This is a genomic window from Mesorhizobium sp. M1169 (assembly GCF_040318345.1).
Taxonomy (GTDB): Bacteria; Pseudomonadota; Alphaproteobacteria; order Rhizobiales; family Rhizobiaceae; genus Mesorhizobium.
In genome coordinates this window covers 1-22450 of the sequence record NZ_JAMYME010000039.1, presented here as the reverse complement: position 1 = coordinate 22450, position 22450 = coordinate 1, and the positions used below count along the sequence as shown (strand labels likewise).

Annotated in this window: 21 protein-coding genes and 4 pseudogenes; 10 read left to right on the top strand and 15 right to left on the bottom strand. The window is 61.2% G+C overall.

Annotated features, from left to right (window positions below; translation table 11 throughout):
• Window positions 1–106 precede the first annotated feature (106 nt).
• From NKH41_RS27405 to NKH41_RS27395, 3 genes and pseudogenes are all read left to right on the top strand, one after another.
• Entirely contained in the window at window positions 107–1210 is a 1104-nt protein-coding gene (locus tag NKH41_RS27405; protein ID WP_352934765.1) for an IS5 family transposase, read from the top strand.
• Complete coding sequence (locus NKH41_RS27400; RefSeq protein WP_352934762.1) at window positions 1207–1551, top strand: hypothetical protein; 345 nt, start codon at window positions 1207–1209, stop codon at window positions 1549–1551. The genes NKH41_RS27405 and NKH41_RS27400 overlap by 4 nt, the downstream gene beginning before the upstream one ends.
• A 93-nt stretch (window positions 1552–1644) precedes the next feature.
• Window positions 1645–1902, top strand: a pseudogene (locus tag NKH41_RS27395) (transposase); the annotation flags it as partial.
• Between the two features lie 376 nt (window positions 1903–2278).
• Here the strand turns inward: NKH41_RS27395 and ubiM are convergent.
• From ubiM to NKH41_RS27345, 10 genes are all read right to left on the bottom strand, one after another.
• Window positions 2279–3460: a 5-demethoxyubiquinol-8 5-hydroxylase UbiM gene (gene ubiM, locus NKH41_RS27390; RefSeq protein WP_352593372.1), complete on the bottom strand. Its 1182-nt coding sequence runs from the start codon at window positions 3458–3460 to the stop codon at window positions 2279–2281.
• A gap of 422 nt (window positions 3461–3882) precedes the next feature.
• Window positions 3883–4035: a cbb3-type cytochrome oxidase assembly protein CcoS gene (gene ccoS, locus NKH41_RS27385; RefSeq protein ID WP_023679633.1), complete on the bottom strand. Its 153-nt coding sequence runs from the start codon at window positions 4033–4035 to the stop codon at window positions 3883–3885.
• The gene (locus NKH41_RS27380) at window positions 4032–6320 is read right to left on the bottom strand and encodes a cation-translocating P-type ATPase (protein ID WP_352934759.1); all 2289 of its coding nucleotides are present in this window, start codon (window positions 6318–6320) and stop codon (window positions 4032–4034) included. Before NKH41_RS27380 ends, ccoS begins: the two co-directional genes overlap by 4 nt.
• Entirely contained in the window at window positions 6317–6814 is a 498-nt protein-coding gene (locus NKH41_RS27375; protein WP_352474118.1) for a FixH family protein, read from the bottom strand. The genes NKH41_RS27380 and NKH41_RS27375 overlap by 4 nt, the downstream gene beginning before the upstream one ends.
• Complete coding sequence (gene ccoG / locus NKH41_RS27370; RefSeq protein ID WP_352934756.1) at window positions 6811–8370, bottom strand: cytochrome c oxidase accessory protein CcoG; 1560 nt, start codon at window positions 8368–8370, stop codon at window positions 6811–6813. Before ccoG ends, NKH41_RS27375 begins: the two co-directional genes overlap by 4 nt.
• A gap of 132 nt (window positions 8371–8502) precedes the next feature.
• Window positions 8503–9366, bottom strand: a complete 864-nt coding sequence (ccoP, locus tag NKH41_RS27365) for a cytochrome-c oxidase, cbb3-type subunit III (RefSeq protein ID WP_352934754.1) — start codon at window positions 9364–9366, stop codon at window positions 8503–8505.
• Window positions 9367–9368: 2 nt separating this feature from the next.
• Window positions 9369–9518 carry a cbb3-type cytochrome c oxidase subunit 3 gene (locus NKH41_RS27360; protein ID WP_023679629.1) on the bottom strand — a complete coding sequence of 50 codons (150 nt, stop codon included), beginning with the start codon at window positions 9516–9518 and terminating at the stop codon, window positions 9369–9371.
• Between the two features lie 11 nt (window positions 9519–9529).
• Complete coding sequence (ccoO, locus tag NKH41_RS27355) at window positions 9530–10261, bottom strand: cytochrome-c oxidase, cbb3-type subunit II (protein ID WP_352772277.1); 732 nt, start codon at window positions 10259–10261, stop codon at window positions 9530–9532.
• Complete coding sequence (ccoN, locus tag NKH41_RS27350; RefSeq protein ID WP_352772274.1) at window positions 10252–11883, bottom strand: cytochrome-c oxidase, cbb3-type subunit I; 1632 nt, start codon at window positions 11881–11883, stop codon at window positions 10252–10254. The genes ccoO and ccoN overlap by 10 nt, the downstream gene beginning before the upstream one ends.
• Window positions 11884–12487: 604 nt before the next feature.
• Window positions 12488–13234, bottom strand: a complete 747-nt coding sequence (locus NKH41_RS27345) for a Crp/Fnr family transcriptional regulator (RefSeq protein WP_352453609.1) — start codon at window positions 13232–13234, stop codon at window positions 12488–12490.
• Between the two features lie 154 nt (window positions 13235–13388).
• On the opposite strand from NKH41_RS27345, the gene hemN reads away from it, so the two are divergent.
• The gene (hemN, locus tag NKH41_RS27340; protein ID WP_352934749.1) at window positions 13389–14738 is read left to right on the top strand and encodes an oxygen-independent coproporphyrinogen III oxidase; all 1350 of its coding nucleotides are present in this window, start codon (window positions 13389–13391) and stop codon (window positions 14736–14738) included.
• A 559-nt stretch (window positions 14739–15297) separates the two neighbouring features.
• Here hemN and queE read toward each other — a convergent pair.
• Genes queE through queC form a run of 3 tightly spaced genes read right to left on the bottom strand, consistent with a single transcriptional unit; the run spans window position 15298 to window position 17083 of the window.
• Window positions 15298–16032 (bottom strand): 7-carboxy-7-deazaguanine synthase QueE, encoded by a 735-nt coding sequence (gene queE / locus NKH41_RS27335; RefSeq protein ID WP_352474110.1) that lies wholly within the window; start codon window positions 16030–16032, stop codon window positions 15298–15300.
• Window positions 16029–16385, bottom strand: a complete 357-nt coding sequence (queD, locus tag NKH41_RS27330) for a 6-carboxytetrahydropterin synthase QueD (protein ID WP_023679623.1) — start codon at window positions 16383–16385, stop codon at window positions 16029–16031. Before queD ends, queE begins: the two co-directional genes overlap by 4 nt.
• On the bottom strand, window positions 16385–17083 hold the full coding sequence (queC, locus tag NKH41_RS27325) for a 7-cyano-7-deazaguanine synthase QueC (RefSeq protein WP_023679622.1): 699 nt from the start codon (window positions 17081–17083) through the stop codon (window positions 16385–16387). The genes queD and queC overlap by 1 nt, the downstream gene beginning before the upstream one ends.
• A 611-nt stretch (window positions 17084–17694) precedes the next feature.
• Here queC and NKH41_RS27320 point away from each other — a divergent pair.
• From NKH41_RS27320 to NKH41_RS27305, 4 genes and pseudogenes are all read left to right on the top strand, one after another.
• Complete coding sequence (locus NKH41_RS27320; protein WP_352618370.1) at window positions 17695–18084, top strand: hypothetical protein; 390 nt, start codon at window positions 17695–17697, stop codon at window positions 18082–18084.
• Window positions 18085–18117: 33 nt separating this feature from the next.
• Complete coding sequence (locus tag NKH41_RS27315) at window positions 18118–18246, top strand: hypothetical protein (RefSeq protein WP_352618367.1); 129 nt, start codon at window positions 18118–18120, stop codon at window positions 18244–18246.
• Window positions 18247–18761: 515 nt separating this feature from the next.
• Window positions 18762–19646: pseudogene (locus tag NKH41_RS27310) on the top strand (IS1380 family transposase); the annotation flags it as partial.
• A gap of 168 nt (window positions 19647–19814) precedes the next feature.
• Window positions 19815–19979, top strand: a pseudogene (locus tag NKH41_RS27305) (LysR family transcriptional regulator); the annotation flags it as partial.
• Here the strand turns inward: NKH41_RS27305 and NKH41_RS27300 are convergent.
• A complete protein-coding gene (locus NKH41_RS27300) occupies window positions 19966–21171 on the bottom strand; it encodes a beta-ketoacyl-[acyl-carrier-protein] synthase family protein (RefSeq protein WP_352453892.1) in 1206 nt (401 codons plus the stop codon). The pseudogene NKH41_RS27305 and the gene NKH41_RS27300 overlap by 14 nt on opposite strands.
• Entirely contained in the window at window positions 21172–21447 is a 276-nt protein-coding gene (locus NKH41_RS27295; RefSeq protein ID WP_352458906.1) for an acyl carrier protein, read from the bottom strand.
• A 575-nt stretch (window positions 21448–22022) separates the two neighbouring features.
• Here NKH41_RS27295 and NKH41_RS27290 point away from each other — a divergent pair.
• Together NKH41_RS27290 and NKH41_RS27285 are read left to right on the top strand one after the other, a co-directional pair.
• A pseudogene (locus NKH41_RS27290) lies at window positions 22023–22124 on the top strand (LysR family transcriptional regulator); the annotation flags it as partial.
• A 97-nt stretch (window positions 22125–22221) separates the two neighbouring features.
• The coding region (locus NKH41_RS27285; RefSeq protein WP_352638434.1) for a transposase at window positions 22222–22450 on the top strand (229 nt) is incomplete at its 3' end.

Sequence of the window (22450 nt, the reverse complement as noted above, 5' to 3'; positions counted from 1 at the left end):
GAGATACGTTGGTGACTTGATTTGAGCTAGCAGGCTGTTGAAAAAGGCCCTCGCCACCGGACCGCAGCGATGACTCACTGGCTCCGAAGGGATTCGGAGGTGACGAGTGCGCGGCGGCGACGATCGAACTGGCGAACTTTTCAGCTACGTGGACCTTGAGGTCCGGGTTCGGCGCAATCATCCATTGCGGGCGATCAGGACGATCGTGACTGAAGCCCTGTCGAGGCTGGAGCGTGAGTTCGCGGCGCTATATTCGCCGATCGGACGGCCATCTATCCCGCCGGAGAAGCTGCTGCGGGCGATGCTTTTGCAGGCGTTCTATTCGATCCGCTCGGAGCGGCTTTTGATGGAGCGGTTGGAATACGACCTCCTGTTCCGCTGGTTCGTCGGCATCGGCGTCGACGACGCAGCCTGGGATCATTCGGTGTTCTCCAAAAACCGTGACCGGCTGCTGGAGGGCGATATCGCGGCGAAGTTCCTGGCGGCCGTGCTGGCGCAACCCAAAGTCAAGAAGCTCCTGTCCACGGATCACTTCTCGGTCGACGGCACGCTGATCGAGGCCTCGGCTTCGATGAAGAGCGTCAAGCCAAAGGGCGGCCCAAGCGGCGGTCATGGCGAACCGCCGGCAGACGGCGGCGGACGCAATGCGGAAGCGGACTTCCACGGCGAGAGGCGATCGAACGAGACGCACACCTCGACTACCGACCCCGACGCCAGGCTCTACCGCAAACGGCGGGGCAAGGAGGCCAAGTTGTGCTTCATGGGACATGGGTTAATGGAGAACCGCCACGGCCTGCTGGTGGAAGCCTGTCTGACGCTGGCCGACGGACATGCCGAGCGGGTGGCAGCCCTGCACATGATCGAACCTCGTGCCGACCGGCCGCGGGCGATCACGCTCGGTGCCGACAAGGCCTATGACGCAGAGGACTTCGTCAACGAGTTGCGCTCGATGAAGGTGACACCCCACGTAGCGCAGAACACGAACGGCCGTCGTTCGGCGATCGATCGCCGCACCACGCGCCACGGTGGCTATGCCGTCAGCCAGCGCATCAGAAAGCGCATCGAAGAGGCGTTCGGCTGGATCAAAACCGTCGCTGGGCAGGAGAAGACCAAATTGCGCGGCCGCGACCGCGTTGGGTGGGCCTTCACCTTCGCGGCCGCGGCCTACAATCTGGTGCGGCTGCCCAAGCTCTTGGCGGCGTCGAAATGACCGTGCCCGCAGGCTGCCAACTGATCGGCCGCTGGCGGATCATCGAAGCCGATCTGTGGGATCGCGGTTACCTGAACCTCGGTGGACCCGCAACCATCGCCATCGGACCCGACAACAACGGCGAGATCGCCTTTGGCGCCCTGCAAGCCGGTCTCGAACTGAGCTGCAGCCCCTCAATAGTTCACTTCACATGGGCCGGGTGTGACGAGATGGATGAAGTCACAGGCGATGGCTGTGCCGAATTGCTCGACGACGGCTCGATCGAGATCACATTCGCCTACCACAACGGCGACGAGGCCATCCTCAAGGCAATACGTCAGACTTCTTCAACAGCCTGCTAGACTTACTGAATCAGAAAGTCGGGGCTGCGGGGGGATTCGCGCTGGTCGTGGATTGTTAGGGTGCTGCTTGGTGGATCAGGGAAGCGCCCCGCCATGACCGACTGGACAGCCGAGAGTGAAGCCGCGTTCGACGCCTATGTCGATGCTTTGATCGGGGTGATCGGCCACGCCGACCGAGCTGAGCCGCTGAACGATTATTGCCTCGGACTTCTGATGCCGATAGAGCGCAAGAGCGTGGAGCCGTAGGCGGCCGTCACGGCGCCGTCGCGGGTGTCGGCCAAGCATCAGTCTCTGCTGCATTTCGTGGGACAGGCGCCGTGGTCGGACGCGGCCTTGCTAGCGCGGGTTCGCGACCGGTCCTCAGGTCAGCAAGCTGATCCTGACGGATTTTGGCCTCCAGCGTGTCTTCTTTCTTCGGGGCCATGGACGGACCAGCTTGCTCCCATCGTTGTTCGCGAGGACAAGCTTACGCAAGCCCACTGAAGGATGGGTTAACTATCCAGCGGGGGTAACCAGTGCGCTCACGATGTCTTCGGGTCGCACGTCTGCTCTTGGCCTTGCCGTCTGACCATCGAGCTCTTGCCCGCACGCGTGCCTTGATCCGAATCATCCCAGGATCGGCAACGTCACCATGGAAGCAGCCCTGCCAACGGCATCAAACGCGCCCGGCGAGACAAAAGGAAGCCGGGCCGAGATAGCGTTCCAGAGCGGCAGCGCTGCCTGCGATTCATCGCCTGAGCATGGCCGAAATGCCATGGCGGATAAAGGGAAGATATTGGGCAAAGCGAAGCCCTGCATGTCTTGCAAGCCGTGCCGCCGGGTGCTCGCCTGAGTAGAGAGCGACAAGTGCATTCGTAGCATGATAGAGCGGTGCCGCCGACAGACGCAGCCGGCTTTCGTATCTGCCGAGCATGTCGGGATCAGCAATGTCGCGGCGCTCGCGACATGCCGGCAGGATTCTGTCGGCGAGTTGCTTCTGGCCACTGAGGCCGATGTTGAAGCCATGCGCGGTCACCGGGTGCATGCCGAGGGCAGCATCGCCGATCAGTGCCGCACTCGGAGCCCAGAACTTGTGCGCCCAGGTCGTGACCAGCGGATAGGCATGGCGGGTGCTTGCCAAGGTCATCTCTCCGAAGCGTCCTCGACACCGGCTCGTCGATTCCATGAGGAACAAATCGTCGTCGAGAGCAAGCAGTCTGTCGGCCTCGCTTGAGCGCAACGTGAGAAGCAGCGACGACACGCCTTCCATGAGCGGCAACATCGCTATCGTCTGATGGTGATCGAACCATTCGACCGCGATCTGGTGATGGGCGCGCTCGTGCCTCACTCGGCAAATCAGCATGGAGTTGCCAAGCCGATTGATGTCGGCGCCAATGCCGAGCAGGTCGCGCGTCGCGGACAAACGCGAATCCGCTGCAACGAGCAGCCGAGCGGCCAATTGCCTGCCATCAGAGAGCGTTATGACTGCTTCTTTGTGGCTGGTTGTTGCATTGACGACCGAGCGGCCGCACAGCAGCTGGGCATGGTCCTGGAAGTGGACAAGCTTGAACAGGGCGTCGCGGATCCGACAATTTGGGACCAGAATTCCGAGTGGTTCCCCAGATCCGCTGGGAGAATCGAAGCTCAGGGCGAAAGGGCTCGATCCGTTGAGCACGCGCGCGCCTTGTAGCGGTGATTTGTCCGAAGCGGGGATGGCATCCCAGGCGCCGAGCTCGCGAAGGATTCCAACCGATGCGTGGGTCAGCGCGATCTCGCGACCGTCGAAAGCCGGATTCGCCAGGCTTTCGAGCGACTGCCGTTCAACCACTGCCACCTTGAGTCGGCTCTGGGCAAGCGACGCGGCGAAGGAAAGTCCGACCGGCCCGGCTCCGACCACAATAACGTCGAATCTATCGACAGAGCCGGCCATCAGCGTGCCGCCATTGCGTCGGCTATCTGCGACGAAGGGCACTGGAACGCATCGCAATCGATCCACGGTTTGCGGCTCATCTCCCCAAGCGTCTCCACGCGACCTAACCGTCCGTTAGACATCCGTTCTCCGTTCAAAATGCTCAATGAAACCATGCCTATGAAGAGATAACCCTGATGTGGATCAACCAGGCTCGATAAACGCGGCAACGGCGGGTTCACGGTCGACTGGTCGACCGCCACACCATGGTCTGGTCAGGTCATCATGGAATGGCCGGCTTCCCGTTCGGTGCGGCCCTTTCCTGGCCGAAAGTTCGGCAACGTATTCTGGCTGATCCGTTCGCACCCGTCGCGCGCCGAAATCGGCATGACGCGAAGCAACCGCGGAAAATATTCGAGCGAGACGTCGCAGGGCTGGCTGGGTCAACTGCGCGGCTCGTCGCGGTCGATCAGGATCCGCTCGGCGGCGCCATCGAGATCTTCATATTGGCCGCTCCTCAAGGCCCACAGGAACCCGGCCAGCCCAAGCGCTCCGAGGAACAGGGCCACAGGTATGAGGTAGGCGAGCGTCGTCATGAGGATTGTGCCAGTGCGCCAATGTCGGAGTGCCTGTCATGTCGGGCATCTTGCACCGATGCATTTGACACGAAACCTTGCAAGCGTAGCGCATTGCCGATGACCAGGAGGGACGAGGCGGACATCGCGACCGCCGCGATCAGTGGCGTAACGTGCCCCAGAATGGCGACCGGCACGGCGATGCCATTGTAAACGATCGCGATGGCGATGTTCTGCCGGATCAGCCGTCCGGCCTTCCGCGAAATGTCTAAAGCAAGTGGGACCGCCAGAAGACTTTTACGCAGGAACACGAAATCCGCGGCGTTGCGACCGATATCCGCCGCCGTGGCCGGAGCGATCGAAACGTGTGCGGCACCCAATGCAGGCGTGTCGTTGAGCCCATCACCGACCATCAGCACCTTGTGGCCAGTTCGCGTCAATGCTTCGATGTGTTCGACCTTCCCGGAGGGAAGCAGCGCGGGAAGGAAGCGCTCGACGCCCAGTGCTTCCGCGACCTCGCCGCAGGCAGCTTCTGTGTCGCCCGACAGCATCTCCACCGACACGCCGGCGCCGTTCAGTTGCTCGATGGCCGCCTTGGCATCGGCACGCAGCTCATCCTCGAAATCGAAAGTCGCGACAATGACCCCGTCCTTCGTCAGAACGGTTCCGCCATAGCCTTGTTTGCCTTCGCCGCCGGTCCGGGCTTTCCACTCAGCCCATCCGCGGCGACCCAGCCGCCAGGTACTGCCCTCGGCGATGGCTTCGATGCCGAAGCCCGGATGCTCGCTGACGGACGCGAGTTTCGGCTGGCCGGCAAAGGCTGCATGGCCAGCGATTGCCTTCGAAAAGGGATGGCGGGAATGCGCTGCCATCTCGGCCGCCATGGCGAGCATCGTCGGATCGATGGACGGCGCATTGATCAGCCTGGGCAGTCCGAGCGTAAGCGTGCCGGTTTTGTCGAACAATGCCGTGTCGATCCCCGCCAGGCGCTCCATGGCGGAGCCGTCCCTGACCATGACGCCGCTTTCAAACAGCCGCCGCGCAGCGACCACCTGCACGATCGGCACGGCGAGACCGAGCGCGCACGGGCATGTGATGATCAAAACGGCGATGGCGATGGTTATCGCCCGGTGCCAGTCGCCGGTCGCCGCCATCCAGCCGAGGAACGTCGCAAAGGCGGTGAGGTGGACCACGGGGGCATAGAGCGCGGAGACGCGATCGGCGATCCTGCGATGGCGGGCGCGGCCGCCCTCTGCCGCTTCCATCAGCCGAACGATTTCGGCCAGGAATGAATCCTTCGCGGCGGCCGTCGCCTCGATGGTCAGCGGACCGGTGAGATTGAGTGTACCGGCCTGGACCTGCGCCCCCGGGCCCACCGTTCTGGGCGTGCTTTCCCCGGAAACCAGGGAACAGTCGAGATCCGATGCCCCGCCAATGATCCTGCCGTCGATGGGCACCCTCTCGCCAGCCGCAATCAAGAGCTCCATTCCTGGTTCGATCTCGCCAACCGGCAAGTAGTCGCGCGAACCATCCTCGCGCAGCACCATGGCGCCGCGCGCCGCCAGCCGAGCCAGTCCGTTTACGGCCGTCCGTGCCCGTTCCCGCATCACGTGATCCAGCGTGCGGCCGATCAGCAGAAAGAACAGCAGCGACACCGACGCGTCGAAATAAGCATGGTCGCCATGGTTGATCGTCTCGTAGAGGCTCATGGCGTAAGCGAGCGATACCCCGACCGCGATCGGCACGTCCATGTTCATGCGGCTGTGGCGCAGCGCATTCCAGGCCGAGCGAAAATAGATGCCGCCGGCGAAAGCGAGCGCAGGAATGGCAATCAAGGCCGAGACCCAATGGAACAGGTCGCGGGTCGCGCCTTGCGCGCCGGACCAGACGGAGACTGATAGCAGCATGATGTTGCCCGCCGCAAAGCCGGCGACCGCGACGGCGCGGATCAGTTCCGAGAGCGTCCTGTCCTTCCCGTCAGCCTCGGGATCGAACAGGTGCGCGCCATAGCCCAGCCGTCCAAGTGTGGCGACGAATGGCGGAACCTCGTCGCCGCGCCACCGGACCGAAACACGTTTCGTTGAAAGATTGACACGAGCGCCTTCGACGCGATCCAGCTTGCCGATCGCCGTCTCGATCGTCTGGATGCAGGCGGCACAATGCACAGCCGGCACCGAGAGGTCGGTCTGGCGAAGATTTTCGCCAATCGAGCGGCTCGCCAGTCTGATTTCCTGGCCAGAAGGCAGGACCAGTGTGACCTTTTCCAGGTCCAATGCCATTTGGGCGCCTGGCGCGCAGCAGCTCATTGCAGCGCCCCGTGGGAAATCATGATCCGGCGAACGTCGCGATAGGGTTCCGCAAGGCTCGCATCGGCGTCGATTTCGACGATCCAGAGGCCATCCTTGGGCGTGTGGTGCGCGGCGAATATCTGACCGGAGGCAGCCTCAAGAGTGACGGATTTGTCCTCGGCCTCGTAGGCGGGATGACGGAACAGCACCTTGACGCCATGCAAGGCAACCGGCTTGCCGACAGCATCGGTGAGGCTGTAGCGGACCTCACCGCCTGCGATGGTCAGTTTGCCAGTCCAGCCGAGGGCCGCCTGAGCGCGCCCTTGCTCGGCCTTTTTGTTGAATTGCTGGCTCGCCACATAGGTGTTTTCGACGACAAGGCCGGTCCAGCTCGTGTTGGCGAGCGTCGCCATCGTCAGATTGACCGCTATGACCACGCCGAAGAAGCCAAGGATGGTGAACAGCATATGCCTGCCGGTGAATTCGCGGGATTGTCGCGAGGTGTCGCTCATCTGGCGCTCTCCGGTGCGTTGAAAGTGGCCGTATATTCGTCCGACTCGAACGTTGCCTTGTTTTCGACCCGGAACTTGAAGCTTTGCGCTGCACCCCGAACCTGATCTGCCGGCTGACGCACGAAAACCTTGAGCATCTTCAGCCGGTCGGGTTCGACCGGGACGGCGAAGGAGCGATCCGCCGGCAGGTCGATGCCGACAACGCTTATTTCGGCTCCATGCAGGCCCTGCATCGTGACAATGATCGTTCTTGGTTCGGGGATCATGTTGAGCAGCTTGACGGTGTAGCCGTTGCGGATCGAACCGTCGGACAGCGTCACGAACTGCGGGTTGCGATCGTGCAGGACATTCAATTCGAGCCGTTCGCGGGTCAGCAGCGAATAGAGCAGCGCGAGACCGACCGCCGACCAGACGCCCATGTAGATGAAGGTGCGCGGGCGAAAGATCTTGCGAATATGGAAACGGGCCACCTTGTCGGAGAACAGGCCGTCAGCGCTCCTGACCAGTGACGGGTTGACTGAACCGGAGCCGCCCGGGGCCGCCAGCATCACATTGGCGTTGTAGTCGGCCAGCGTCGCATAGGAAATCAGTCCGCGCTCCCTGCCGAGCTTGTCCATGATACCGTCACAGGTATCGATGCAGAGCGCGCAGGTGATGCATTCAAGCTGCTGGCCATCACGAATGTCGATCCCCATCGGGCACACCGCGACACAGGCATTGCAGTCGACGCAGTCGCCGACGGGCTGCCCGGCGGCAAGGACCCTCTTGGCGTGACGCGAGCGCGGTTCGCCGCGCCAGTCATTATAGGTGACGGTGAGGGAATTCTCGTCGAGCATGGCCGCCTGGATGCGCGGCCATGGGCACATGTAGGTGCAGACCTGCTCGCGCATCAGCCCGCCGAACGTATAGGTCGTCGCCGTCAGCACGGCGGCGGTGATGTAGGCGACGGGGGCGGCGGTGCCGGTGAAGAGTTCCCCAAGCAGCATCGGCGCATCGGCGAAATAGAAAATCCAGGCGCCGCCGGTCAGCACCCCTATGACCAGCCAAATGGCGTGTTTCGATGTTCGCAGCACGAGTTTGCGCGCAGTCCAGGGACCGGCATCGAGCTTGATGCGCGCGTTGCGGTCGCCCTCGATGGCTCGCTCGACGACCAGAAACAGATCGACCCACACGGTCTGCGGGCACGTATAGCCGCACCAGGCCCGGCCGACGGTGGATGTGATCAGGAAAAGGCCGACACCGGCCATGACCAGCAGGCCGGCGACGTAGTAGAATTCCTGCGGCCATATCTCGATGAAGAAGAAGTAGAAGCGGCGGTTGGCAAGATCGACCAGCACGGCCTGGTCAGGGGCAAATGGCCCGCGATCCCACCGCAGCCAGGGGGTCAGGTAGTAGATCCCCAGCGTGATTGCCATCACCGACCACTTGAAGCGGCGGAAACTGCCAGAAGCCCGGTTCGGGAAGATCTTCTTGCGTCCGGCATAGAGCGGCTGACGGGTCTTGGCGGAGTTGACCGCATCGGCTTCGAGCCGTTCTATTTGCGTGTTATCGAGCACGAGAAGCTCCAGTCACCAGCGACGATTTCGCCGGAAGCCCGACCCATCGGTTTCTGGATGATGCCGAGGCCCGGCTCGCGCCGGGCCTCGTCGCTTGGCGGTTGGGGGGAGGACGAGAATAGGCTTGCGTTCCTATTCTCCGCCGCCAAGCGAATGGACATAGACCGCGAGTTCCTTGACCTTGATCTCGCCGAGACGCCCGATCCAGGCCGGCATGACGCCATGCCTCGGGGCGCGGACCTGCGCGGCGATGGCTGTTTCGCCAGACCCGTATAGCCAGATCGCGTCGGTCAGGTCGGGTGCGCCGAGCTCCCTGTTGCCCTTTGCATTCTCACCATGACAGGCGGCACAATTCTCGGCGAAGATATTGGCGCCGGGTTCGATCAGGCTTGTGTCCTGAACAGGATCGGAGAGACTTGCGACATAGGCGCCGACCTGCTTGATCTGATCCGTCGTGATGATGTCCCCAAAAGCAGGCATTTCCGACAGGCGCGTATCCGGGTCTGATGCGAAGCGGATGCCGTGCGCAATCGTCTGCTGGATCTGTTCGGCGTTGCCACCCCACAGCCAATCGTCGTCGTTTAGGTTGGGAAACCCCTTGGACCCTTGAGCGCCCGAGCCATGGCACTGCACGCAATTGACCTTGAACGCGGCGCCACCTGCGGCGACGGCGAAGTCGCGTAGCGTATCGTCGGCAGTAATCTCGGAGACGGTCTTCGCCTGAATGGCAGCGACATATTTGCCTTTGGCCACTTCGGCCGCCGCCAGTTCATTCTTGACGTCTTTGCGGCTCGAATACCCCAGCACACCCCTGGTCGCGGAAGTCAGCATCGGCCATGCCGGATAGGCGATGGTGTATCCGATCGCCCAGACAATGGTGATGTAGAAGGTAATGACCCACCAGCGCGGAAGCGGGTTGTTGAGTTCCTTGATGCCGTCCCACTCATGGCCGGTCGTCGAGATACCCGAAACCTCGTCGATATGCTCGCTGCCCATGATCAGTCGTCCTTGAGAGGAATGTGAGCGGCTCTCTCGGCTTGCCTGCGGCTGCCGGGACGAAGTGCAAAGGCAACGCATCCGAGGAAGAAAAGCGCCATGGCAAGCAGGCCCCAGCTGTCGGCAAACTCCCGCATGAAATTGTAGGTCATCGCCATTCTCCTCAGCGGTAACCGGCGGCTTCGTCATAGGTCCTGAAATCGACCAGCGTGCCGAGCATCTGCAAATAGGCGACCAGCGCATCCATTTCGGTGACCTGCTGCGGATCGCCGTCGAAGTCCCCAAGCTTGGCCTTCGGATAGCGTCTCTCCAGGCCCGATGTGTCGGCATTCGCATCGGCTTGCGCCATGAGATCGGCATTGGCATGAGCGATCATGTCGTCTGAATAGGGCACACCGACACGGCTGTTGGCGATCAGATGCGTCGAGAAATCCTTCACCTCGATTGGCATGTCCTTCAGGAAGGCATAGCTCGGCATGATTGATTCCGGCACCACCGAACGCGGCTCGGTGAGATGCTGGACGTGCCATCCGTTCGAGTAGCGGTCGCCGACCCGGGCGAGATCCGGCCCGGTGCGCTTCGAGCCCCATTGGAACGGGTGGTCGTACATCGACTCGGCCGCCAGGCTATAGTGGCCGTAGCGCTCGACCTCGTCGCGGAACGGCCTTATCATCTGGCTGTGGCAGAGGTAACAGCCCTCTCGCGCATAGATGTTGCGCCCGGCAAGCTCGAGCGGCGAATAGGGCCGCATGCCTTCGACCATCTCGATGGTGTTGTCGAGATAGAAGAGCGGCGCGATCTCGACGATACCGCCGATTGTTACGACCAGCAGGGACCCGAGGAGAAGAAGTGTGGCGTTCTTCTCGATGACCGCGTGTCTGTCCATCAAGCCCATTTTCTGGCTCCTGATCGCACAGGCTGGAGGGCGGGGATGGAGCGCGGCATCGGATCCTCCTCGCGCCGGTAGCCGAGGATGGTCATGGCGATGTTCCAGGCCATGATGAGGGCGCCCGACAGATACATCGCGCCGCCGATGGCACGCATGATGTAGTAGGGATGCATGGCGGCGACGGTTTCGGCGAAGGAGTAGACCAGGAAGCCCTGCTCGTTGTATTCGCGCCACATCAAGCCCTGCATGATGCCGGACACCCACATGACAGCGGCGTAGACGACGATCCCAAGCGTCGCCAGCCAGAAGTGCCAGTTGACGAGCCGCAGCGAATAAAGCCGGTCGCGGTTCCATAATTTCGGGACCATGAAATAAATCGCGCCGAACGAGATCATGCCAACCCATCCGAGCGCGCCCGAATGGACGTGACCGATGGTCCAGTCGGTGTAGTGCGAGAGCGAGTTGACGGCCTTGATTGACATCATCGGGCCTTCGAAAGTCGACATTCCGTAGAAGGCGATGGCCATGACCATCATACGGATGATCGGGTCGGTGCGCAGCTTGTCCCAGGCGCCCGAGAGCGTCATCAGGCCGTTTATCATGCCGCCCCATGACGGCATCCACAGCATGATCGAGAACACCATGCCGAGCGTCTGGGCCCAGTCCGGCAGGGCGGTGTAGTGGAGGTGGTGCGGACCGGCCCAGATGTAGAGAAAGATCAAAGCCCAGAAGTGGATGATCGACAGCCGGTAGGAATAGACCGGTCGGTTGGCCTGCTTGGGCACGAAATAATACATCATCCCGAGGAAGCCGGCGGTGAGGAAGAAGCCGACGGCATTGTGGCCGTACCACCACTGCGTCAAGGCATCCTGGACACCGGAAAACGCTGAATAGCTCTTTGAACCCACGAACGACACGGGCATCGATAGGTTATTGATCACATGCAACATCGCGATCGTCACGATGAAGGACAGATAGAACCAGTTGGCGACGTAGATGTGCGGTTCCCTGCGCTTCAGGATCGTGCCGAGGAACAGGGCGAGGTAGGCGACCCATACAATGGTCAGCCACAGGTCCACATACCATTCGGGCTCGGCGTATTCGCGGCTCTCGGTGATACCGAGCAGGTAGCCGGTTGCCGCCATGACGATGAACAGCTGATAGCCCCAGAACACGAACCAGGCGAGATCGCCGCCGAACAGCCTGGCACGACAGGTCCGCTGCACGACATAAAGTGACGTGCAGATGAGTGCATTGCCGCCGAAGGCAAAAACCACGCCGGAAGTATGCAAAGGCCGCAGTCGGCCGAAATTGAACCAGGGCTGGATGTTGAGATCGGGGTAGGCGAGCTGCAGGGCGATGACCACGCCGACCAGCATGCCGACGACGCCCCAGAATACGGTGGCGATGGCACCGTAGCGGATCGGCCCATCCATGTAAGCGGCGGGGTCGATCGGAACTGCCGGCTTGAACTCCGTGTTGCGCAACAGAATCGCAGTGAAGCCAGCCACGGCGAAGAACAAAACCCACATATGCCGGCGAAAAGGTTCATCTACGCCGAAGCCGGCAGCCATCAGGGCCGCAAACGCAAACAGGCTTAGAAGGACGATCTCTGTGCCGAATTTCATCGCAAGCCCCGATTTCCAATTCCGGCGGGCGCCAACCGCAGTGCCTTATTGCGCAGCCGTGGCCTGCTCGCCCTGATCCATGTCAGAGCCGCACGATTTTGCTTCGAGCAGCATCGAGTTCGGTGCGATCAGACTGTGGCGATCGAATGTGGAAGCGCAGCACCGGCCGCCACGCTTATGGACAGGCCCCGCGTCCCCGGTCGGGCCGGGTATGGAGGCGATCGCGGGCGTGTGGGGAAGCGCGCCTTCTGTGACGCTGGAAAGTAGGCCGATGCCTTGCCGAACGTCGATCGTTTCAATGCCTTGGGACATCCAGCGCCAGCGTTGCGCTGCCTTCGTGACATTCATGGTTCGGGGAGACGGCGATTTTCCCCTGCGTATGAGGCGTATTGACTTCGGCCGAGTGCAATCCTGCCTGGAACAGCCGGTTGCACGTCGAGCACCTCGAGGATGGATGCTTCGCCGACGAGTTGGCCGAAACACACCTGGCTCAGGCGATCGGATGGAGAGCGGGCTGTCGCTATGCGGCTTCTTCTAAGCCCAACGCGAGCATGCCCTGCCCCGAACGAAATAAGTGACGTAGGCCATGCAGCTTCGATGTCATTCAAAGGGCGGTTGCGCCTCGGCCGCCGCAGCGCCGTTCCAGCCGGCTCATGCTGTCCACGGTGACACGGCGGTTGTTCTCGATCCGAATCACGCCGTCCATTCTCAGGCTGGTCAGCTGACGGCTCACGGTCTCGTTTGTAATTCCAAGGAAATCAGAGATGTCGGCACGCGTCATCGGCAGCTCGAAGCACGCCGACCTAGCCGCCGGGTCAACACTGGAATCGATGTTCCGGGCGATCATGAGGAGAAAGCTCGCCACCTTCTCCGGTGCGGTCTTGCGCCCCAGAGTCACCATCCATTCGCGTGCCTCGTCGAGTTCGTTCAGCGCCTGCTTGAACAGGCGATGCACAAATTCCGGTGATTCCTTCATCAACCGTTCGATGGCCGCTCTCGGAAACGAGCATAGCGAGACAGCTGTTGCCGCTTCCGCATTGATCGCGCTTTTCATCTTGAAGGGCCGTCCCAGAAAATCCGGCGCGAACTGGAGACCGACGATCTGCTGGCGGCCGTCCGAAAGGCTCTTCGTGAGCTTCACCACGCCTGAAAGCACGTTTGAATAACAGTCGACCGCCTCGGCGTCGCCGATCAGTTCGACCCCCGGCTCGATATTGTGCCGCGACGACGTCTTGGCGAGCTGAGCCAAATGGTCTGGTTCGAGCGCACCACAGACACCGCGGTGCCGTGCCTCGCAAGACAGGCAAAGAACGGGAATGCCGGAACTGTGAATGTCCTGCCGTAATGTCATTCGATCGCTCTACCGGTCCAGTGCGGGCAGGATAGCAATCGACGGTAGAAAAATCCTTGCGGCAGTTTGTCCGTGCTGAACGTTGATCGAAATCAGGGCTTAGGCTCATCCAAGCATCCACAGTTCCGGCGACGCAAACACGGTGGACCACGACATGCGACTGGAGCTAGCTGCCAGACTTGGCGAGAACGTCCCGCGCTATACCAGTTATCCGACAGCGCCGCATTTTCATACAGGCATTGATGCTGCAATTTGTCGTGGCTGGCTGCAGGCGCTCAACGATGGCGATGAGATCTCGCTCTATCTGCACATCCCGTATTGCGACAAGCTTTGCTGGTTCTGCGCTTGCCACACCAAGCAGACACGCCACTACGAACCAGTGACCACATATCTGCGCTCACTGCATGCCGAGATCGCAACCGTCTCCAGTCTTGTCGCAGGCAAGGGCCGCGTGCGTGCCGTCCATTTCGGCGGCGGTTCGCCAACGATGCTCAAACCGGAGGATCTGGTGGCGCTGGGAACCGTCCTGCGCAACAGCTTCACCTTTCTCCCCGGTGCAAAGATCAGCGTTGAGATCGAACCCAACGATATGGACGATGCCCGCCTCGATGCACTTGCCGAAATCGGCATGACCCGTGCGAGCCTCGGCGTCCAGGATTTCGACCCGAAGGTGCAGAAAGCGATCAACCGCGAGCAGAGCTTTCTGCAGACCAAGACGGTTGTTGATGGCGTTCGTTCGCGCGGCGTCGAATCCGTCAATCTCGATCTGCTCTACGGGCTGCCGCATCAGACCAGGGAGAGCGTCGCCTCCACGGTTGCACAGGCACTGACCCTGGAACCGGATCGGATCGCGCTTTTTGGCTACGCCCATGTGCCGTGGTTCAAGAAACATCAGACGATGATCGACGAGGCATGGCTGCCGGGTCCGGCGGAGCGGTTTGCCCAATCGCAACTGGCGGCGCGGGCGATCATGGACCAGGGATACGAAGCAATCGGGCTCGACCATTTCGCCAAGCCGGGCGATGCCCTCGCGCTTGCCGCCCGCGCCGGAACACTGCACCGGAACTTCCAAGGCTACACCGAGGACCGCTACGAGACCTTGATCGGCCTCGGCCCATCGTCCATCAGCCAGTTTCGCCAGGGCTATGCACAGAACATGCCTTCGACCGCCGAGTATGGGCGCATGGTCGAAGACGGCGGGCTGGCTGCGGTCCGCGGCATTGCGCTTTCCGAAGACGACCGCGCTCGCGGCTGGATCATCGAGCGATTGATGTGTGACTTCGGCTTCTCGGCGATTGAGCTGGTGGAGCGCTTTGGCGAAGCCGGCCAAAGACTTCTCCTCAAGGCGAGTTCCACGGCCCTCCAAGATCCTGCGCGGTTGCTTGAACTTGATGGTGACCGCTTCGTCGTGCCTGCGGAAAGCCGGCCCTTTGTCAGGAGCATCGCGGCAAAGTTCGACAAATATTTCGAAATTGGAACGGCCAGGCACTCAGCGGCAGTCTGAGCACCGCAGAGGAACGGTCATGGTTCTCAGTCGATCGTGAACCGATTGCGCTACGTTTTTCACTGTTGACCGGCGACCGTCGTGCAAGACAGGATTCGGAGCGGACCAGACGCGTCTTGGCATAGCGACGATATCGTCCGGTCGTGCCTTCCGGCGCCGTATTCCATTTCGCAGTCCCTGAAGCGCCACGTCGAGTCCGGCCTCTTTTCTGTATCGGAAGCAGTCGACAATCGTCCTGGCCAGATCATGGTTGTCGGCCGACAGCTCCCTTCGGCCTTGCAACGAGAATCCGCAAGGACCGTGCCAGCTGCAGCAGGCGCCGCCGGATCGCAACACCATACTATTCCACCCGTGGCTCGCGCTAACCTTTGATTGGTTCCCGCCAGGCCGACGCCCGTCGAAACCGAGCCTCGGCAACAATCCTAATCGTAAGCGGCTGGCCACGCTCTTGGTGCCGGTGGCAGAAAGTCCGCAAGCACCCCGGCAGCGCCGTCAAGCGTGGGACAACCCGTCCACCCGAATATCCGCCGGCGCAGTTTCAGTGAAAAGCGGGCCCAGGCTAGACGGCTCTCTTGTTACCCCAGAGCATAACGTGCAGCTGCGGCAGCACACGGGCTTCGAACCACCTGTCGCGGGTCACGCTATCAACCAGCCACTCCATGCGCTTCAATATTCCGTCAAGGTCGACAGGCGCGTCTTCATTTGCGGGGCGTGGCGGCGTGTGATTGCCGGGTTGCAGATAGATCGGAAGCCGCGGAAATCTCGCAGCGGCGTCTTTCGCGTAGGCGTAGTCACTTTCGTCGAAAACAATGAGCTTGAGCACGACTTGCGGCCTGCCTTGTGCCGCCTGGAGGCACGCCTCGAAAGCGGCCCAATCGGTCGTCATTTGGCTTGACGGCGGCTTTGGGCTGAGGACTAGCACGTCAAGGTCGGCAAACCAGTCCCTGGCCACCGAACCTTGGGTTTCCAGCGCAAAACGGTAACCTTCACCATGGCCTCGCTCGATGAGCGCGCCGAGCGGCTGGATGGCCGGATTGCCGCCTGACAGCGATACCATCAGCGGGCGGCCACCGGAAAGCGCAAGCACGTTTTGCCACACCGCGCCAATGGACATCATCTCCCATTCATGGCGGAATTGATTGTCCACCGCATGCAGGCTGTCGCACCAGGAACAGCGATAGTCACACCCGCCGGTTCTGACGAAGACCGTCGGCAAACCGACGAGCACGCCCTCGCCCTGGATCGTCGGCCCGAAAATCTCACTCACGCGGATTGCGGGATGCGTATCGGTCATGGCCGGTATTCCGCCCAGGTTTTCGGCGTTTCGCTCACCCGCACGGCCGAGGTTTCGGGCAGGCGTGCCTTGCACCATTCATAAAAATGTCTGGCCAGATATTCCGCCGTGACTTGCTCATGTCCCAGCACGTCGTTGAGATGTCGGTGGTCGAAGCTCTCGTCGATGTAGCGTTTGAATGGCGCCAAATCGTGATAGTCGCGCACGAAGCCGTTCTCGTTCAGTCCATTCGCTGAAAGCTCCACTTCAACGATGTAGTTATGCCCGTGCAGGCGCGCGCATTGGTGATCGGGTGGCAACGAGGTGAGCTGATGCGAGGCTGAGAAGTGGAATTCCTTGGTGATGCGGAACATTACGCGGTCCTCCTTCGTAGCGCATCGAGCCAGAAGTCGGAGTCCTCGTAGTCGGTGGGGTCCGGCTGCCCAGAGAGATGAAACGCCTCGCGCCGCTCGACGCAGGTCCCGCACCTCCCGCAGTGACGCTCGGCGCCCTTGTAGCAGGACCAGGTCTGCGCAAATGGCGTGCCGTATGCTGCTCCATTCCTAACAATGTCCGCCTTCGTGAGATTCACATAGGGTGCATAAATGCGAATTTTCGCGTAGCCGTCGAGCGCGTGGTCCTGCATCATCTGGAAAGCGTCGATGAAGGCCGGACGGCAGTCGGGATAAATGAAATGATCCCCACCATGCACGGCCGTCGCCACCGCGTCAGCGTCGTGCGCTGCGGCGAAGCCGAAGGCAATGGCCAACATGATGGCGTTGCGGTTCGGCACCACCGTGACCTTCATCGTGTCTTCGGCGTAGTGCCCGTCGGGCACGTCCACATTATCGGTCAGCGCGGAGCCGGAAAGGCCGCCGCCGATCTCGTGGATGTCGATGATGCGGTGCGGGACGCTCAGTCGCTCCGCGCAAAGGGCGGCGAAGCCCAATTCCTTCCTATGACGTTGGCCGTAATCGAAAGATAGGAGGCCGGCGAGTTCGTGCTCCGCTGCCACCTTGTGAGCAAGGGTAACCGAGTCCAATCCGCCGGAGCAGACGACGAGAGTCTTCATCATTGGGTCCTTGTTTTAACCGGGTAGGCTGCGACCGGAGATTTCTCTGCGCTCCCAGTACTTCAGGAAATCCATTTTGTGAAGTGAACGGGGGACGAGTTTCATGCGCTGACGTGCCGCTGTGTGCAAGGCGCCCTCGCGGTGAGTCTGCAAGGAACACGGACTAGCGGAACGTCACGCTTCAGCGGAATGCTCAAAGGCGAGCGCACCAGAATATGCTCTGCAGGAGGTCCGGACCTTCGTAAACAAAGTTCTCGACGATCAAGCGCCCGGCGGTCCCGAGCTTCGAGGGACGCCACCGCGAGGGTTTCAGGTACAAGACGGCCCGAGGTTGGGCTTGCCGCAAGAGAACGGACTTACCAGTGGGATGTTCAGCGACGCCGATGCAGATGCCTGGAATGATCACGACATCAATTGTCGCGGCAACTTTGGCTGGCCTGCTCCTCGGGTTCCGTAGATCCAGCGCATTCCGCTTCAGGATCGGTTCGAACCGGAGCACGCCCTCGGTCAATGGACGACCGGCAAACCCTGAATGATCGGTCGTGAGCCGACATCTGTGAACAAGCAGTGTGGTCGATTGCTATCACCCATGTGTTGCGCGCAGGTACCTTATGGCAGTGGATGAACTGGATTTGATGGTTTTACAGCTGGCGGTCGAAAGCGTCCGGTCGCTCTCCTTAAGCTTCGCTGAAAAGGCCGCCGAGGTAGCCACCAGGAGCCGCGGCATCCTGCTTTTCGACGTGCGGGTCGACGGTGACGCGGAGGTCCAGCGGGTCGCAGCCATCCGATATCAGGGCGACCAGATCGGCGTGCTGGCGTTGGACAGACAGGGCCTTGTTACCCACCATTGCATCGTCAACGGTACATTCTCACATTTCACTGCGCCCTTGGAGAACTGGCACAACATGCCCCTGTCGATGCAGGCCAAGATCGATGCCAACGGCCATGCCAGTCTCTTCCTAGGGGCCTTGCGAAATGCCGGACATTTGCTGGGCAGCTAGCATTTTGGCTAGAATGCATCTGTGAATTTTTGCATGCGCATCGCTGCCGACACCGCTGGCATGATTGTCGTGCTCGAAAACGGCTGCGGCGATCCCGGCAAAGCGATCGCCGCGATGATGGCGATCTACGCGTGGGCGTTGCATCGATGCGCGATCTTTTAGACAGAGGTCTCCGCCTGGGATCGAGCAACATGCACGGAGGTACGCAAAACGCAAATGCATCAAGTAGTTGAAGGGACGAGCCCCTCGCGCAAATGGAGCTTGCGCTGCCGTTGTCGTCCCATCGTGCCGCCGAACTCGGGGGCGTGACGATCGACCACGATGGCCTATTTTTTTGCAAAGTCGAATGTCCCGATTCCGAAGCTAAGGAAAAAACTCCGACCACAGCGAAGAATAGTAACAACACGGGCGACGCAACCCGCCTTGCCCTCTAGCAGGGGAGGTGCTTGCGGTGCTCTCACCGACACAAGATCGCAAATGGCACGTGGGTGAGCACCAGAACTGGCGACACGCATGGTGATCGGCTTGACTCGCTGGAGGAAGCACAAGGCCTCAGTGGGCGCGAGGCGCCAGCGACGGTCGAATACTGGCTGGCTGCTCGGGATCTGATCGTTAAAATGACGTAGGATTTGGTTGCTTAAGCCGATCCGAACCATTTCCCGGAGACCACACCCACCATGAACGATCTTGCGCTGCCGCTGAGCGGTTTGTCATCAGTCGGCGGCAAGTCCGTCGTCGCCCGTTTCGACGGCGGCATGCTGTCGTCGGACAGTGGCGTTCTGGCTCTAGCAGAGGTGGAGAAACGACTGCGGGTGGCCGACCGTCTGGCGCGCTGCATCGATGATCCACGCAGCCCGGACCAGGTCATCCACAACTTTGCAGATATGATCGGCTTCCGCATGAAGATGATCGCCGCCGGTTACGAGGATGGCAACGACGCCAACCGGCTGCGTTCCGACCCGGTCTTCAAGATGGCCCAGGATGCGCCCCCTTCGGGTCGGGATCTGGCGTCGCAATCGACGATGTGTCGGCTGGAGAACCTACCCGATGTGCGCTCGCTGGTCGCGATGGGACGGGCGATGGTCGATCTCTATTGCGCCTCGTTCCGGCAGGTGCCGAAGCGGATCGTACTCGACATTGACGACACCTTCGACGCTGTGCACGGAGGCCAACAGCTTCGCCTGTTCAATGCCCACCATGACGAGTACGGCTTCCAGCCGATCGTCGTGTTCGATGGTGCGGGACGGTTCGTCAGCGCGATCCTGCGACCGGCCAAGCAGCCGAGTGGGGCTGAGATCCGCCCCCACCTGCGCCGTCTGGTGCGGGCGATCCGGATCAACTGGCCGAACATTCGAATCCTGCTCCGCGGCGATAGCCATTATTGCAACCCGCAGGTCATCGACTGGTGCCGCGCCAACGACGTCGACTTCATCTTTGGCCTCGCGCCCACCACGACCCTGCGCAAGCATGTCGCGGATCTGGAGGCCAGCACGACGGCGCGCTTCGAAGCGTCGGCCAAGACAGGCAAGGTCCGCAGGTTCAAGGAGTTCGTTGACGGCGCCCGCGGCGCGGCCGGGCCGGCAGCACTCAGGCGACTATAACGGGCGCAGAGCCGACCCTGCGGCTTCCAGACATTGTCGTGTACAGCTTCAGACCCTCAAGCCGAGCCCGCAGGGCCTCGCTTACCTTTTACGGGGCGGCGGTACGTCCAAGCCGCTTCAACAGTTAAGAATTTCGCAAAGACGATACCCCCGGATCGTCGAGCTTCCGCTGCCACTTCCCGCATTCGCCGAGGCGGTCAATGACCCGCCCTTCACAATAGTTATCCGGCAAGCATCTGGATGCGAGAGATAATGTTGCCGGAGGCATCTCTCATGGCTTCTACACCTGCCTGAACGCCAGAACCGCGTTCGTGCCGCCAAAGGCGAAGGAGTTGCTCAGTGCCACGCGCACCTTGCGCTCGCGTGCCACATTGGGCGTGACGTCGAGATCGCAATCGGGGTCCAGCTCACGATAATTGGCAGTCGGCGGCACGACGCTCTCGCGGATAGCCATCACGCAGGCGATCAACTCGAGCGCGCCGGACGCGCCGAGGCAATGCGCGTGCATGGACTTGGTAGAAGAAATGGACATTGAGAAGGCGTGCTGACCGAAGACGCGCTTGATCGCCGCCGTCTCGATCTGGTCGTTGGCCTTGGTGCCGGTGCCGTGCGCGTTGAGATAGTCGACATCCTCGGCGTCCAGCCTGGCATCGGCAAGGCAGGCCCGCATTGCTGCCTCCGGCCCCTCGACAGTCGGCGCGACGATGTCGGACGCATCGGCGGAAAGGCCGGCACCGGCAATTTCGGCAAGGATGGTGGCGCCCCGAGCCAGGGCATGCTCGTAGCTTTCCAGCACCGCCATGCCGGCGCCTTCACCAAGCGACAGGCCCTGGCGATCGGCCGAGAATGGCCGGCAAGTATCGGGCGAAAGCACGCGGATCGCTTCCCATGCCTTCAGCACACCCCATATGAGCGGCGCTTCGCTGCCGCCGGCAAGCATCACGTCGGCCCGGCCGAGCCTGATCTGGTCCACCGCGCAGGCAATCGCATGGTTTGCCGAGGAACAGGCGGACGTGACGCCGAAGACCGGCCCGCGCAGGCCGAGACTCATGCTGACCTGGCCGGCAGCGGCACCCGGCATCGCCTTGGGTACAGTCAAGAGAGCGGCACGCTTACCGCCCAGAAGGATGGCGCGGTAGGTTTGCTCGATCGCATCCCACCCGCAGCCGCCAACGCCCACCGTCGCACCGAAGCGATAGCTATTTCCCTCTTTGGAGGAAAGTCCGGCCTGACGCATGGCTTCGCGCGCCGCAAGCACAGCGAGCAGGCTGAAGCGGTCCATGGAGATGAGTTGCTTGCCGTCGATGTCATGCTCCGGCAGCGCCTTGATCTCGGCACCGATCCTGACCCTCAATTCATGGAGCTCGGAGTTGACGATTGGGCCGATGGCGGAGCGGCCTTCTCGCATCTCTGTCCAAATGGCGGCGGCGTTGGTCCCAAGCCCGCAAATACCGCCAATCCCAGTAATCACGACGCGCCTGTCCATTCACACCCCCTTAGCGAGCAAGCTGCGCACGGCTTCCACCATGTCCCCAACATTCTGGAGATCCGACCATGCCTCGGCCGTATTCATCTCGATCTGGATGCCGTAGGCCTGCTCCAGGTCCCAGAGAACGTCCGCCAATCCCAGTGAATCGATACCGAGCGAAGTCAGTCCCGTGGCAGCCGTTATCTCGCCGCCTGTGGCAGGCGCTATGCCGCCCTCCGACGCGGCGCGCTTCTTGATAATGGCGATTATTTCGTTGGCGAGTTGATCTGCCATCTTGTTCCTTTCCAGCTTGCGTTTTCGGCGTCGTTCAAAACCCGAGTCGCGTCGCGTTGCCAAAATTGCCCCTCATAGAGCCTGTGCGACCGACCAAGCCCAATGCCCATAGGAACCGGACGAGTTCCGGCTTCTGCGGCGTCAGCCCGATGACGAAGAAAAGTCGCCGGCCTCCCGCTTTTGCGCCAGCACATCAAGAATCTGCGTGTAAATGGATAGGAACCGTCGTCAAACGTCAGCTAAACGCTGCGACGGTGGGTGCTGTCAGCGTATTCACTCGGCACCTCATATGTAATCGAGATGTTTCATAGCTCCGGACCAGTTGCGATCAACTATTGTACCGGTCCGCCATTCGTCGGAGAGTTCGACATGATCGGAGCGCTGCTTCTCATTCCCAGTACAATCTCCACCGCACGCGACAGATTTCCTCTTTCGGGCTCTTCTCAAGGGACTCGCCACGCGATAGAGGCAGTGATCGGCGCACGTGAGGTCCTGCCAAGTCCATGCGACATTCCGGAAAATTGGTAAAATCGTTTGTTTCAATCAAATGCATCCACGCTATGGATAGCTAAGAGATGCGTTTCAAAGGGCTCGATCTGAATCTTCTCGTCGTTCTCGACGCGCTGCTGAGCGAGCGCGGCCTCACGGCGGCGGCACGCCGCATCAACCTAACCAAATTCATGGGGGTTGGTGGATGTGGCGCAAGCCGTTGAAATGACGTAGGATTTGGTTGCTTAAGCCGATCCGAACCATTTCCCGGAGACCACACCCACCATGAACGATCTTGCGCTGCCGCTGAGCGGTTTGTCATCAGTCGGCGGCAAGTCCGTCGTCGCCCGTTTCGACGGCGGCATGCTGTCGTCCAACAGCGGCGTTCTGGCCTTGGCCGAGGTGGAAAAGCGGTTGCGGGTGGCCGAGCGTCTGGCGCGTTGCATCGACGATCCGCGCTGCCCGGACCAGGTCGTCCACAGCCTGGCGGACATGATCGGCTTTCGCATGAAGA